The sequence below is a fragment of the Thermoprotei archaeon genome (assembly GCA_038881895.1).
GTDB lineage: Archaea > Thermoproteota > Thermoprotei > Gearchaeales > WAQG01 > JAVZOV01.
The window spans coordinates 518789-533095 of record JAVZOV010000001.1; the positions used below are offsets into that span (position 1 = coordinate 518789).

13 protein-coding genes are annotated in these 14307 nt (G+C 34.8%); 3 read left to right on the forward strand and 10 right to left on the reverse strand.

The features are described from left to right. The first annotated feature begins 2 nt into the window (after nt 1-2). Both QW128_02655 and QW128_02660 read left to right on the forward strand, forming a co-directional pair. Nucleotides 3-902, forward strand: coding sequence for a fumarate hydratase (locus QW128_02655; protein MEM3832484.1), 900 nt, complete (start codon nt 3-5; stop codon nt 900-902). Next, nucleotides 903-1511 carry a FumA C-terminus/TtdB family hydratase beta subunit gene (locus QW128_02660; protein MEM3832485.1) on the forward strand — a complete coding sequence of 203 codons (609 nt, stop codon included), beginning with the start codon at nt 903-905 and terminating at the stop codon, nt 1509-1511. An 83-nt stretch (nt 1512-1594) separates the two neighbouring features. On the opposite strand, the gene QW128_02665 is transcribed toward QW128_02660, so the two are convergent. The 9 genes from QW128_02665 to QW128_02705 form a co-directional block, all read right to left on the reverse strand. Then, on the reverse strand, nt 1595-2344 hold the full coding sequence (locus tag QW128_02665; protein ID MEM3832486.1) for an alanyl-tRNA editing protein: 750 nt from the start codon (nt 2342-2344) through the stop codon (nt 1595-1597). 148 nt (nt 2345-2492) lie between these two features. After that, the gene (locus tag QW128_02670; GenBank protein ID MEM3832487.1) at nt 2493-3536 is read right to left on the reverse strand and encodes an aminopeptidase; all 1044 of its coding nucleotides are present in this window, start codon (nt 3534-3536) and stop codon (nt 2493-2495) included. A 6-nt stretch (nt 3537-3542) separates the two neighbouring features. After that, nucleotides 3543-4214, reverse strand: a complete 672-nt coding sequence (locus tag QW128_02675) for an aspartate/glutamate racemase family protein (GenBank protein ID MEM3832488.1) — start codon at nt 4212-4214, stop codon at nt 3543-3545. Further along, nucleotides 4215-5315, reverse strand: coding sequence for a DUF917 domain-containing protein (locus tag QW128_02680; protein ID MEM3832489.1), 1101 nt, complete (start codon nt 5313-5315; stop codon nt 4215-4217). A gap of 404 nt (nt 5316-5719) precedes the next feature. Beyond that, nucleotides 5720-6676, reverse strand: a complete 957-nt coding sequence (locus QW128_02685; GenBank protein ID MEM3832490.1) for an ABC transporter ATP-binding protein — start codon at nt 6674-6676, stop codon at nt 5720-5722. Next, the gene (locus tag QW128_02690) at nt 6657-7658 is read right to left on the reverse strand and encodes an ABC transporter ATP-binding protein (protein MEM3832491.1); all 1002 of its coding nucleotides are present in this window, start codon (nt 7656-7658) and stop codon (nt 6657-6659) included. The genes QW128_02685 and QW128_02690 overlap by 20 nt, the downstream gene beginning before the upstream one ends. 1 nt (nt 7659) lies before the next feature. Beyond that, nucleotides 7660-8532 carry an ABC transporter permease gene (locus QW128_02695; GenBank protein MEM3832492.1) on the reverse strand — a complete coding sequence of 291 codons (873 nt, stop codon included), beginning with the start codon at nt 8530-8532 and terminating at the stop codon, nt 7660-7662. Further along, complete coding sequence (locus QW128_02700) at nt 8533-9555, reverse strand: ABC transporter permease (GenBank protein MEM3832493.1); 1023 nt, start codon at nt 9553-9555, stop codon at nt 8533-8535. Nucleotides 9556-9588: 33 nt separating this feature from the next. After that, complete coding sequence (locus tag QW128_02705) at nt 9589-11265, reverse strand: ABC transporter substrate-binding protein (protein ID MEM3832494.1); 1677 nt, start codon at nt 11263-11265, stop codon at nt 9589-9591. A gap of 396 nt (nt 11266-11661) precedes the next feature. Here QW128_02705 and QW128_02710 point away from each other — a divergent pair, with 396 nt between their 5' ends. Beyond that, nucleotides 11662-12642, forward strand: a complete 981-nt coding sequence (locus tag QW128_02710; protein ID MEM3832495.1) for an NAD(P)-dependent oxidoreductase — start codon at nt 11662-11664, stop codon at nt 12640-12642. A 19-nt stretch (nt 12643-12661) separates the two neighbouring features. Here the strand turns inward: QW128_02710 and QW128_02715 are convergent, their stop codons facing one another. Beyond that, nucleotides 12662-14263: an amidohydrolase gene (locus QW128_02715; protein MEM3832496.1), complete on the reverse strand. Its 1602-nt coding sequence runs from the start codon at nt 14261-14263 to the stop codon at nt 12662-12664. Nucleotides 14264-14307 lie beyond the last annotated feature (44 nt).

Genomic DNA, 14307 nt, shown 5'->3' on the forward strand with positions numbered 1-14307 from the left:
GCTTGGATTTGGAAGATAAAATATTCAATTCAACTATTCGTTTAATCGAAGCAGCAGCGACATGGCTTCCTGAAGACGTCGAAAACGCTTTGAAACTTGCTTATGAAAAGGAAACTAATTCTCTCGCTAAGAGTATGTTAAGAGCGATGATTGATAACGTTAAGGTAGCCAAAAATGAAATATTACCAATTTGTCAGGATACGGGCACTGTGATATTCTACATTAGGGCTGGTGAGAACTTTCCTCTATTAGGTAAATTGCCAGTAATCTTAAAAAAGGCTACAATAGAGGCAACTAATAAAATACCATTAAGACCTAATGCTGTTGACGTGTTCACAGGTAAGAATAGTGGTGATAATACTGGTAGATACATACCATGGATAGAATGGGAGATAGATGAAAATTCTGATATAGTTGAGATTACTGTCATGTTGAAAGGTGGTGGAAGTGAAGCTCCTTCAATAGCTAAAGTAATACCACCTGGTCAAGGGTTAAAAGGTGTTATGAAGATCGTTCTTGAAGACATTTTTGAGGCAGGTGCTAAACCTTGTCCCCCTGTAATAGTTGGAGTTGGCTTAGGACCTACAGGTGATATAGCAATGAAACTGGCAAAAAAAGCATTATTGAGACCAGTGAATATGAGAAGTGATAATCCAGAGGTAGCAAAATTTGAACTGCAACTATTAGAGGCTATAAACTCCATGGGTATTGGAACGCATGGTATGGGTGGCTTAACTACAGCTCTCGATGTTCATGTAGAATATGCTTACAGACATCCTGCCTCGCTTGCAGTTGCAGTAGCTACAAACTGCTGGGCTGCAAGAAGATCAGCAATGAAGGTTTATCCAAACGGAAAGATTGAATACCTTACGCACCCACATTTAAATAAGGAGGTGTTATAAATGGTAAACGAATACAGATTAAAGACACCATTAAGTGAAGAAGATGTGCGTAAATTAGATATTGGGGACATTGTATACCTCTCAGGAATAATAGTAAGTGCGCGAGACGCTGGTCATAGAAGAACTCTTGAGCTTCTTAATAAGGGAGAAAAACTTCCACTGGATCTTCACGGTCTTGCGGTGTATCATCTTGGACCAGTGGTGAAAAAAATCAACAATGAATGGAAAGTTATTGCCGCGGGGCCCACAACTAGTGCAAGATTAGAAATGTACGAAGCGGAATTTATAGAGAAGACTGGTGTTAGGATGATTATCGGAAAAGGTGGAATGGGAGCTAAAACTGCTAACGCATGTAAAAAATTCGGTGCAGTTTATACAATATATCCTGGCGGTGTTGCAGCTGTAGCTGCAAAATCTATTAAAAAAGTTATCGATGTACATTGGTTAGATCTAGGCATTCCAGAAGCAATGTGGGTTTTAGAAGTAGACAATTTCGGACCATTAATGGTAACAATCGATACAAAAGAAAGGAACTTCTATGACCAAATTTATGCTGAAGCGAGACGTAAATTAGACAAAGAGATATATCCAAAATTAGGCATCACTTAAATACAAATATTTTTAATCTCAATGAACATTCAGCTAATCCTTCATCAAGTAATTTTTAAAATAGCTTAAATAGATGACTTTCTTTATCTCACATCATAATGTAGTTTATATGAAGTTCCTAAATCTTCAACATTTTTTATGGTGATTTCTTCTATTTCTTTTGTATTGTTTACATGCGTTCCTCCACATGGCATAGCGTTCACGCCTTCAATCATTATTATTCTGTAAATTTCCAATTGCGGTATTCTTAATAAATTTGGTGCATTGAAAGTGATTCTTGATAATTCCTCTCTTTTTACGTATAAAACTTTTACTGTTTTTCCTAATCTTACTATTTTGTTTGCCTCCTCTTCTATGTTCTTTAATTGCACTCGATTAGGAGGATCACCAAGATATTCTATATAAGCATGTGGACCATGATTTGCCGAGATCGTCGTAACTGGATTACCTAAAGTCTTCATAACAGCATAATCTATTACATGGCCAGCAGTATGCAATTTCATATTATAGTACCTCTGTAACCAATCAATCTCACAAATAATTTTTTCTTGGGATTTAATATTGCCTTCAATCCATCCCCAATGAACCACAACACCTTTTGCCTCCATTGCCCTTTTAACATGCACTTCGAATTTCTCGCCCCTTATTATCCCTACATCAGATGGTTGACCACCACCTTGTGGATGAAAAATAGTCTGGTCCAATGCAATGTAAACATAATTTTTCTCAACCATATACTTTAATATTGCTGCCTCACACGATCTCATATAAGAATTGTCTAGATACAGCTTTTTTGTTGGAGATACACCTGATGCGAATGTGCCTAAATCCATTTTATCTCATAGTCTTATTTAATTTCTCACTAAAAACCTTTTTCTAGGAAACGATATAATCCTTATGAACATGTACTCTGATATTAAGTGGTGATATCTTAATAGATACTTTTTAGATTAGAAGAATAAATTTTATAATGATTTACCTTTATTTATATATCAGATTATTACCTAATTTAAACAATTCTGGATGTACATATTCTCCGTTTTCTATTATTTTCTCGCCATCACCTAATACGGTGGGAAGTAAACATATTCCATCTGTATGGGAAGAAGCTTTTCCAAGTTTTCCTTTAAATGTTGGCGATTGATAACCTATTCCCCATTCTATTACACCCCAAACTCTTTCATCTTCTAGTATATTCCCAGTTAGTTTTGCACCTGGATTGCATCCATAAGATATGTGAGCTAGTCTAAGCATGTTTGGGTCGTTAAAGTGTTTTAACCATGTTTCGAATATTTTGGCTTCTGGACCTCCTTCAATATTAGTTATTTTACCATCTTTTATATATAGTCTGATTGGAGTTTTAAGAAGTCCAAGTTGTTCAGGGGGCCATACTGACCCATCAAATACTATAACACCATTAATACTATCTTCAATTGGGGCCCAATCAACTTGACCAAAAAGCATATATTCACCAGGGCCGGAGACTTCGCCCTCAACCAGGACTGGTCTGTTCGGATCGTTATCAAATTCAATATTAGTTCCCGCTGGTGTTGTTATCTTCATGTGTTTTGAATGTTTAGTTATGCTTGCTAACTTTCTCTGGAATTCGTAAAGCAATGTAATGTTAATATTTCCTATGTTCCTTACCATCATATCAGTGTTCATTCCTACTAAACAAATGTATCTAATTTTGTTAGATTTCATAGCTTCTTCATAAGGTGTTGAATAAAGTAACCAACTTTTATTAAACTCTATCCATACATCAGCGTTTGGAAGCAATGATTTTAGGAGGTTAAGTGGTATGTATTGATCTGCAGCTTTTCCTACGCCTGTAGGCATTTTATACCAGGCTACGAGAGGTTTTGCACCAATTGTGCCAACCATCTGAGCCACCGTCTCAACAACTCTCCAATCACTACCAGTGTCTGCTGTTATAACTACCTCCTCTCCAGGTTTAATTTTCATGATATCATTAACTAGCTTATATGCTGATAAAGAGAGTTCTATGTCAAGACCCTGAGGCATTGTTCATCACCTACCATATCGTGAATTGTAAAGGTTTAATTTGACTAAGCCTTCAGCTACTTTGATTGCTGCACCTGTAGGGTCTATTACTGGGATGCCAACGATATTTTGAATTTCTTTAGCTAACCCTGTAAGTCCAGTACAACCTAATACTATTACTTCAGCTCCATTTTTAATGGCATTTTTAGTTTCTTCAATTACTAATGCTTTTGTTCGTTTTATATCCTCATCAAGACTGAGAACACCAAGTGGTATACCACTTATGTGTATAACTTTATCCTTAAAAGCTAACTCTTCCACTCTATCCTCTATCATCCAAATAGCTTTATTGCTTACAGTAACGATTCCTATCTTCTTCCCAATCATAGAAGCTAACGCAAGTGAGGCCTCGCATGGTCCCACCACTGGAATTCTTATAATACCTTTTAAAAGATCAACAGCTGGATCAAGATAACAATTAACCACAATTGCATCATATTTTTTATAATATTCTATTGCAGTTTTAATTACTAAAGGTATTATCTGAGCCTCATTTTCCGGTGTTTCAACACTTAGAGGCCCTTCTGGTAATGAAACTACATCAATTTGCGTATCAGGTGATGTAAAATCTTTACATATATTTTTATCTTTTTCATCCCATCTATCAGTACCTACAGGATTTATTACTAGAATTCTCATTTATCTCATCTCCTTAATGAGTTCTTCGACCGGAACATAATCATAATCAAAACCAAAATGACGTGGCCCAAATAATTCTAAACCTTTAGATGTTCTCCAAACTTTAGGTGCGCGCGTTGTGATAGCATTTATGAACATTCCTTCCCTCAATTCTGAATTAGTAATTGGATTGCCATCATTCTCTAAAAACATAAGTAAATCAGGAGGCATTACTATTGGTTTATCATCAATCCAGGCTAGTATGTGCTCATTCATTATCCAAGATCTAAGAATGCGCCCTTTAAATTTATCTTTTCCTTCTATTATAGCTTCACCTCTAAGAAAACCACCTCTGCTCTCCCATGTGTACTTTTTAACAATACCTTCGAAAATTTTCCATCCATCGAGATATTTAACTGCAGCTAGTACGGGATCTCTTTTTTCTTTTCTAGCTTTTAAAATGTTTTCTCCTAATTTCATAGCAAACGTTATGGTTCCTTGAACAATGGCTTTTTTAGCTTGCTCTAAATTCATAGGTGTATCAACAACAGCTGCGAATTTTCCCTCCAAAACAGAAAGATGTCTAGCAATTGCCTCATAATCGTCAATATCAGCATATTCTTTTACTATTATAATATTCCCACTCTTTGTTACTATAACCGCTGGATACATTGGTATCCCAAATATATGAACTGTACACTGATGAAGTTCTGGCGCCGCTCTACCTAAAAGATCTCCGTCAACTGCTGGTAAACCAAGTTCCGCCGCTATTGACAAAGCGGCTGGGGTATTAGAACCGCCAAGTTCACTTGCCACAACGCCACCAACCTTTTTATTAAGAAAAGACTCCATTTCCTCTATTGCCCTTTTAATAGGGTTCACAATTCTAGTAATTTTTTTGGATTCGAGCCCAGGAGCTATAGAACCTACATTATAAGGAACGACAATTATCGTATCTTTATGTAATTCATTCAATTGTACTATTTTCACAACATGACCAGAATTTATAACGTTTTTTAGCATTCTAAAACCTTCTTTGGGATCTCCTCCACCACCTGTACCAAGTATTGTCGAACCTAATACTATGCTTTCAACTTGATCTAATGTCTTTATTTCTATCATAATTTGCACCAATCTTTATAGTAAAGCAAAATGATATAAAACTATTTTTCATGCAATGGAAAAGATTTAGTTGTCAAAAATATTACTTTTTGCTGGAATAATTCAATTATGTCAGGAATTACATATTTTATATGAGAAATCTTTGTTAGAAATCAAGGAGATAATATTCTTATAATCAATTGATTCATTTATATCTCACTAAATAAATTAATCATATAAACAGAAGAATCATAACGAAATATCTTATATTCTTTAAATTAATAGTATTGTTTAGGTGCGCCCTTTGTTCTTATCTGATACTATTAATAAGTTATTATCACAATAAAACATCAAAATGTAGTGTAATAAGAAATTAAACTATGCTATTTAAATAATAAAGCACGCTAGTTTTAACTTAATAAAAACTAGTAGAGCCAGCAACTCACTAGATGCTCACTGTTAACATTAATAAAATCTGGTTCTTCTTTTTTACATCTATCCATTACATAAGGACATCTGGGATGAAATCGACATCCACGTGGTATATTTATTGCACTCGGTACCTCACCTAATAGTATTTCTTTCCTAGTTCTCTTAATTTGTGGGTCAGGTACTGCTGAGAGAAGTGCTCGAGTATACGGATGAAGAGGATTTGTGAAAAGCTCTTCTGTACCAGCATACTCTACTATTTTACCTAAATACATTACTGCTACATAATTACTGATGTATCTTACAACAGATAGATCGTGTGTTATTAGAAGGTATGATAATTTCATTTCTTCCTTTAAGTCAATTAACAAATTTAATAATTGTGCTTGCACTGAAACATCAAGAGCGGATGTGGGTTCATCTAGAATGAGAAGTTTCGGTTTTAATATGAGTGCTCTCGCTATAGCGACTCTCTGAGCTTGTCCACCACTTAAATCATATGGTGATCGTCTTCCCAATTCTTTCGGTATACCAATTTTCTCTAAAAGTTCATAAACAATACTTTTAATTTCATTCTTTTCAAAATCTGTATGAATTCTTAATGGTTCAGCTATTATTGATTCTACTGTCATACGTGGATTTAAAGAGAGGAATGGGTTTTGGAAGACTGCTTGAACGTTTTTTCGATACCATTTTAGCTCTTTGTCTCTCAATTTGAATACATCTTTGTCTTCGAATAAAATAGTCCCAGAAGTAGGTTTTTCAAGCCTAAGTATGCATCTTGCAGTTGTCGTTTTACCAGAGCCAGACTCACCTACAAGTGCTAGGACAGTATTTTCTTTGATTGATATATTAATACCATCAACAGCTTTTACATATCCTACTATGTGACCAAATAATCCTTTCCTGATCGGGAAATATTTTGTTAACTTCTCAATTTTGAGCAAGACCATTAGTATCACCTAAATAATTAAAACACGCTACTTTATGACCAGGATTAATTTCGATAAATTTTGGCATGTCTATAAAACAGTGTGATTTAGCAATGTCACATCTGTCTACAAATGGACAGCCAGATGGTGGGTTTCTTAGGTCTGGGAGAGTTCCAGGAATACTCTTAAGTCTATTGATTTTAACTTGCACTCTAGGTATAGACTCTAGTAACCTAATAGTGTATGGGTGTAAAGGATTTGCAAGTATTTCTTCTGTAGGACCATCTTCTAGTATTTTACCTGCATACATGATTGCTATTCTGTCAGCTATTTCAGATGCAACTCCTAGATTATGAGTTATGAAGAGCATTGAAAGTTCTAGTTCTTTCTTAAGCTCCTTTAAAAGTTCTAATATTTGAGCTTGTAAAGTAACGTCTAACATAGTAGTTGGTTCATCAGCTATTAGTATTTTGGGATTAGTTACTAATGCTATTGCTATTGATACTCTTTGAAGCATACCACCGGAAAGCTCATGGGGATATGCTTTTCTAATCCTTTGAGGGTCTGGTAATCCAACTTTTTTAAACATCATTTCAGTCATTTCTAGTACTTGCTTTTTATCATGAATATTTAAAACGTTTTTAATTACATCAGAAATATGCTCTCCTATTGTAAATAATGGATTTAATGATGCAACAGGATCTTGAAATACCATCGATACAGCTTTACCTACATAATCTTTTAACTTATCATTAGTTATTTTTAACACATCAATTCCCTCGTATAGTATTTTTCCAGATACGATTTTTGCATTTGATGGTAAAGCTCTAGCTATAGCTAATCCTAGAGTTGATTTCCCTGACCCAGATTCTCCTACAATGCAAACTGATTCCCCCCTTTTAATCTCAAGATCGATGTTGCGTAATGCTTTTATAACACCCTCCATTGTATAATAGTTTATACTAAGATTTTCAACTCTCAATAGAACATTATTAATTTTCATTTTATACACCTTTAACTAGTATTGACCTCCTCAATCTAGGATCAATAACTTCTCTTACAACATCTGATAAAAGGTTAAATCCTAAGACCACTATTACCAATGCCAGTCCAGGGAAGAATGATATCCACCAAGCTCTATTTATGGATTGCCATCCTTGACTTACTAATAATCCCCATTCAGGCGTTGGAGGATTTACCCCTATTCCTAAGAAACTAAGACCTGCTGCCTCGAGAACTGCGGATCCCAGATCTAAAGCAGCTTGAACCATGACAGCAGTAAGTGAATTTGGAAGTATATATTTAAACATTATTTCAACAGTATTTAATCCTACTACTTTAGCTCCATCAACGTAAGGGAGTGCTTTAATAGAATTAACCTGAATAAATATGAGTCTAGCATACCAAGGCCACCATGATATTGCCAATGCTATTACAACATTAGTTAAACCTCTTCCAAGCGTTGCTGCTAATGCTATAGCTAACAGAAGCGGTGGAAATGCAAGGAACATATCAGTAACCCTCATAAGTAGTAGGCCTAATTTTCCACCAACATAACCTGCTATAAGACCTACCAATATTCCTATAAGGAGAGCTAATCCAACAACACCTAGAGCTATCATGAGAGAAAATCTTGTCCCTAATAATACTCTGTTGAACATGTCTCTTCCATATTCATCTGTACCAAAAGGATGTTCGAGTGATGGAGGAAGGTATGCCTTACTGACATTATAAGACAGACCCCAAGCATCATTAGGATTTGTTAAGATATATGGTGCTATTGCTCCAATTATTATAAATACCATAACAATTACTAATCCAGTTAATGAAACAATATCTTTTTTGATTAGTTTAAGTATACTTATAAGTTCGGACATTTACAGTTTCACCCTGGGATCTATATATGCGTGAGCAATGTCGACAGTTGTGTTAATCGTTGTATAGAAAATTGCTGTTATGATCACTACACCAATTACCGCTGGATAATCAAAACTTAAAAGTGACATAGCTAAGTAAAGTCCTATTCCCGGCCAAACAAAAATAAGTTCAACAAGGAAAGCACCAACAATAGTATAACCAAATGAAAGACCTAAAGAAGCTATAACAGGTGATATCGCATTCTTTAATGCATACTTGTATACCACTATATTACTTGGAATTCCCCAAACTGTTGCACTCCTAATATACTGTTCACTGAGAACCTCGACCATTAATGCCCTGGTCATTCTAGCACTCAAACTCATTGGATACAAAGAAAGAACTACAGCAGGTAAAATCATGTGCCATAACGTATCTAAAAATATTGAAATCTTGCCTTCAAGTAATGAATCTATGAGATAAAAACCTGTAATAGGATGAAAACCAGTTTGAATAACTAACAAATCAGTAACCCTTCCTGCTGCAGGAAACCAATGAAGCCATGAAGCAAAAACCAATTGGACTATAAGAGCTAGCCAAAAAGTTGGCATCGAGGCACCTAAAACAGTAAGCACTCTAATCATATTATCTGTAATGCCTCCCCTCTTCACTGCAGCTAAAATACCAATAGGAACACCAATTATTATTGCAAAAGTAAAAGCAATAATAATTAATTCAAGTGTAGCAGGAAGTGCATGCGACAGATCATCTAAAATAGGTGATCTTGTCCTCCAAGAAATACCCCAATTTCCTTTAAATAAATCACTGAGATACAAGTATAACTGAACTAAAATATTCTTATCGAGATGAAGAAATTCTCTAGCTTTTTGCAACTGCTCTGGTGTTGGATGAGGACCAGCCCAAAGAAATTCTGGTCTGGCTGGTATAACTCTAGTAATTATGAATGTTATAATAATTACACCGAGAACTACAGCAATTTGTAAGATTACTCTCTTAATCAAATATTCTTTGCTTAACGGCATCTAATCCCTCCAATTAAAAAATAAAAAAATCGATTAATACTGGACAGTTAATACTTGTGGGAATATCACTGTAGGATATGCAGGATTTATTGCATCGCTCAAATTACCAATTCGTATTGTTGACACTCTTACATCTACCATATCCCAAAGTGGAATAGTTGGAACGTCATCATATAAAATCTTCTGAGCTTTATAATAGAGCTGAAGAGATTTTTCTGGATTAATCCCTTCCCAGTAGTGCGCATCATTAATTATTTTATCAAATTCTGAGTTAGTGTAGTATGCTAAGTTGAACAATTGACTTTCACTTGAATACATGTTGTATAAGAAATCATATGGGGTTATGTATGTAGGCCACCAATACATTATGAAAAGATCTTGTGCAACACTGGGATCTTTCCAACCACTTTGAGCAAGAGACCATTGTTCTTCCCAGCTCATTGGTCTAATTTCTACCTTTATACCTATTTCAGCTAATCTTGTTCTTATTAGTTCTGCAGTCCTTTGTTCATAAATATCACCAGCCGTATAAGTTAACAGTAATGTTCTATTTATCCCACCTGAGAACCCAGCTTGAGCAAGTAATTGTTTAGCCAAATTAAGATCAAACGAATAAGTTAGATTGTCAAAATGACCCCACATACCATGGGGTATGGGACCGCTAGCTACAGCAGCTAAACCACTTCTTGCAACACTCACTATATCACTATATGGTATGGCATGCGCAATAGCTTTTCTAACTAAAACATTATCCAATGGTGCTTTCTTCGTGTTAATAAACATGAGAAGATTTTGAAAACTTGATTTAGTCACAACTCTTAAATTAGGGTTATTCTTTAGTGTACCTAAATCTGTTAAAGGCACATATTCTGCTATATCTATTGTTCCTGCTACAACCAAGCTCTCTTGAGTTACACTATCCTTAACAATCTTAACTATGAAAATATCAGGTGCTTTATTTGATTTTAATGGATATGTTGGATCGTTCCAGCCCCACCACTCATTAAACTTCTCAAGTATAACCTCATTTTCTGGATCCCATTTAACCAATTTATAAGCTCCAGAACCTACATCATGCCCAGCATTAAACCAATCAGCAATTTTAGGATCAGTAGAATTTTTGGCATTCGCATACTTAACAACTTCTGGACTAAATATCCATGCACCGTAAGCTGAAGCTACTATTTTATCAAATGGAGCTGGATACTTTAAATAAAACACTACAGTATAGTTATCAGGTGTTTCAATTTTATCAACAGGAGACCATATGAATGCAGCTCCTTGACCTAATGCTATAGTTCTCTCGATTGAAAACTTAACAGCAAATGCATTTACTGGAACACCATCGTGGAATTTTGCATTTTTTCTCAAATGAAAAGTCCAAATAGTTCCATTATTACTAACTTCGTAACTTTGAGCTAAAGCAGGTATAAATTTATTCTGCAAAGGATCATAAATAAGCAATGGTTCATAAACCACAGCCATCCAAAGTATTGAATTTGAAAAATCTGTGCTAGGATCAGCTGTGGTCATTTCAGACAAAGAAGCATAGGTCACAGAAGTCTTAGTTGGTGAGACCGTCGTAGTGGTTAGTGAGGGTGTTGTGGTAGTTGTGGTAACTGAAGGTACTAAGAATTGAGTAAAATATACTCCAGCAACAATTATAACTACGATCACTACCACTATTACTAATATCACACTACGTTGCATGCATGAATCCCCCTCTTATTTTATATTATCACAAGAATTTATATTTAACTTATGATGAACAAAGATAAACATAGTCGCTCATAATTGACCAAAATTTTCTTGTGATTAAAGAGAATCAAAAAATATTTTTCAGTGCTCTAAACACCTAACAATTTTAAATAAACCAATAATTTTAATTATCACAAAATAATAGAACCTTATATTTTATAAAAATTAAGTAGATTGAATTACTCTTTCAGAGAAACGTTTAACATAGAGAGAAAGACTAAGTATGCATTCCATACATGCCCATTAGTTCAGAACCCTTAGAATATCAAAAATAGTCCATGATGAAACTCTAGTTTTTCTTAGTAGTTTTTCCGTAAAATATTTAAATGCTGTTTCTTTTAATGCTCTGTGAGAGTTTTTATCACTGGTGCTGGTGGGTTTGTTGGTATAAATGTAGCTGAAGAACTTATGAATAATGGCTATGATGTAAGAGGTTTGGTTCATAGTAAGAATGAAGATATTTTAAAACACATGGGAGTAAAAACTGTAAGGGGAGATTTGCTTCAACCAGAAAGTTTTATGGAGAGCATGCGTAACGTTGATGCTGTAATACATTTAGCATCTCCTCATCCATATAAATATAGTATAGAGTATAGGAGAGAGAATCATGTTAATGCTACTAGGAATCTTTTAGAAGTTATGATGAAAAATAACGTGAAACGCATTATTTTTTCGAGCGTCGCAGAGGTAATGGGTGATTCTAACAAATTACCTTTTACAGAAAATATGGAAGAGAGGCCAATAATGTTGCACGCTAAGTTTAAACTAGAAACCGAGAGGTTGATAGGAAGTTATGGAGAATTAAGATATACAATTCTTAGAATGGTTACAATTTATGGTCCTTGGCAGATTAATGATGGCTTTTACATTTTGATAAAAGGAATAGCTAATAGTGAATATTGGACAAAGTTTTACATAGGTAATGGAGAGAAATTAACCCAACTTGTATATGTTAAGGATGTTGCTAAGGCAATTAAGCTAGTTCTTGAAAAAGAAGTATCGCTAAACAAAAAGTATTTTATTGCTGAAGAAAAACCGTATACTTACAAGGAACTATATACCATTATTTGTGAAAAGTTTGGTAAGAAATCACCCTCTCACGGTGTTCCTGTAACGTTAGCAAAATTAGGGGTAAGGGTTTTAAGCATCGTGAATAAGATAACTGGAGAATATTCACCATTCTTTAACAGTGAGGTCATAGAGATTATGTCAAAGGATAGATATTATAGTATAGAGAAGGCTAAAAAAGAACTTGGTTTCGAATCAACACCGTTTTCTGAGGGCCTAGAAAAAACTATTTCATGGTACAGAGAAAGAAATTTAATCTAGCTCTTAACGACACGATTGGTTAAGGAGAAAATTGTGAGAACACAGCATTTCCAGAGACTACAGTCATTAATGTTTTTATTGAACGCAATTCTTCTATTTCCACCTCCAATGGATCCTTATCAATAACTATGAAATCTGCATACTTTCCTTTCTGCAGTGTGCCTGTATTTTCATCTTCAAATAATAAATATGCTGAGCCTGCAGTGTAATAATGAAGTGCCTCACTAACCGAGAATTTTTCTTTCATAGTATATTTATAAAGATCTACGTTTTTTCCACCTCTTGTTACTGCTGCATAAACAGTTTCCCATGGATTCAACGGTTCAACGGGACTATCTGTTGAAAAACCAATATTGATTTTGGATTTAACCATTGATTTAAACGGATATACCCATGGAGCTCTTTTCTCTCCTACCCTTTTAACAGCCCACCAATCACTCATGATAAAGTGAGGTTGTACTGCAGCAGATACACCAAGCTTGCTCATTTTCTCAATTTGATCAGATCTAATTACTGACGCATGTTCAATTCTATGTCTATATTTTGCTAAATTATTCCCAAGATGGCTGTAAGCGTTTAATACTTTATCAATAGCTTTATCACCAATAGCATGAATAGCCAGTTGCAATCCTCCATCGTGAGCTTTTCTCACTAGGTTTATTAATTCCTCTTCTTCGATTGTTGGTATTCCTGAAGTTTTTGAATCATCATTATAAGGTTCTGTGAGCCATGCTGTACGTGCGCCAAGAGAACCATCCGTAAAAAGCTTTATACCCATGATTTGTAAGTATTCGTCGCCAAAGCTCCTCCTAATACCCAATGATAATAACGAATCTAAAGCTGAAGCATTCATGTAAACCCTAACTCTCGCAGGCAAACCCTCCATCATTTTTAGGATCTGTAGAATGTTAAACGTTTCGGGACTACATGAAACAAAACCATTCATGGTTACACCTAATGACGCAGCATAAAATAAGGCATCTCGCAACATTTTTAATTTCTCGTCAAAATTATATACTAATCGATTCCTGAAAAAATCAACTGCGTCTTCGACAACCACACCAGTAAGAGTTTTATTTTCATTTTTAAGAAAATACGCAGATTCAGGTATTTTTTCAAGTAAACCTGTTACCTCAAGAGCTTTTGTATTTACAACGGCAGCATGTCCACAGATTCTTTCAAGAAAAACAGGTTTATCAGAAATTACTTCATCAAGATCCCAATGATTAGGCCATCTTTTTTCTATAAATAATTCCTGATCCCAACCTCTTCCTATTATCCACGTAAAGTCCTTATGTCCCTCATAATATTTTCTCAAACGTTCTTTAAGTCCACTTATAGAATCAACACCACGTAGATCAAGAGTATTAAGAGAAAGACCCAAACTGTCGAGGTGTACATGAGAATCAACAAAACCAGGGATAACAGTTTTGCCCTCCAGATCGATAATACGTCCATTAAACAGTACAACTAACCGTTTAGCCTTATTAGAATTACCGGCATAAATTATACGCCCATTATAGGACACAAGAGCAGAAACCACCCTTAAAGGCTTAAATGAAACATAAATATTTCCATTAATAAAACCCTTAACATTAAAATTCATAAAACCACCACACATCAAAATATAATAAAAAATAAAAATATAAATATTTTAAGTTAAAA

Bases quoted from the DNA above. Each gene is read 5' to 3' on its own strand.
- QW128_02660 (MEM3832485.1), top strand. From the start codon at position 903: ATGGTAAACGAATACAGATTAAAGACACCATTAAGTGAAGAAGATGTG.
- QW128_02665 (MEM3832486.1), bottom strand. From the start codon at position 2,344: ATGGATTTAGGCACATTCGCATCAGGTGTATCTCCAACAAAAAAGCTG.
- QW128_02670 (MEM3832487.1), bottom strand. From the start codon at position 3,536: ATGCCTCAGGGTCTTGACATAGAACTCTCTTTATCAGCATATAAGCTA.
- QW128_02675 (MEM3832488.1), bottom strand. From the start codon at position 4,214: ATGAGAATTCTAGTAATAAATCCTGTAGGTACTGATAGATGGGATGAA.
- QW128_02680 (MEM3832489.1), bottom strand. From the start codon at position 5,315: ATGATAGAAATAAAGACATTAGATCAAGTTGAAAGCATAGTATTAGGT.
- QW128_02685 (MEM3832490.1), bottom strand. From the start codon at position 6,676: ATGGTCTTGCTCAAAATTGAGAAGTTAACAAAATATTTCCCGATCAGG.
- QW128_02690 (MEM3832491.1), bottom strand. From the start codon at position 7,658: ATGAAAATTAATAATGTTCTATTGAGAGTTGAAAATCTTAGTATAAAC.
- QW128_02695 (MEM3832492.1), bottom strand. From the start codon at position 8,532: ATGTCCGAACTTATAAGTATACTTAAACTAATCAAAAAAGATATTGTT.
- QW128_02700 (MEM3832493.1), bottom strand. From the start codon at position 9,555: ATGCCGTTAAGCAAAGAATATTTGATTAAGAGAGTAATCTTACAAATT.
- QW128_02705 (MEM3832494.1), bottom strand. From the start codon at position 11,265: ATGCAACGTAGTGTGATATTAGTAATAGTGGTAGTGATCGTAGTTATA.
- QW128_02715 (MEM3832496.1), bottom strand. From the start codon at position 14,263: ATGTGTGGTGGTTTTATGAATTTTAATGTTAAGGGTTTTATTAATGGA.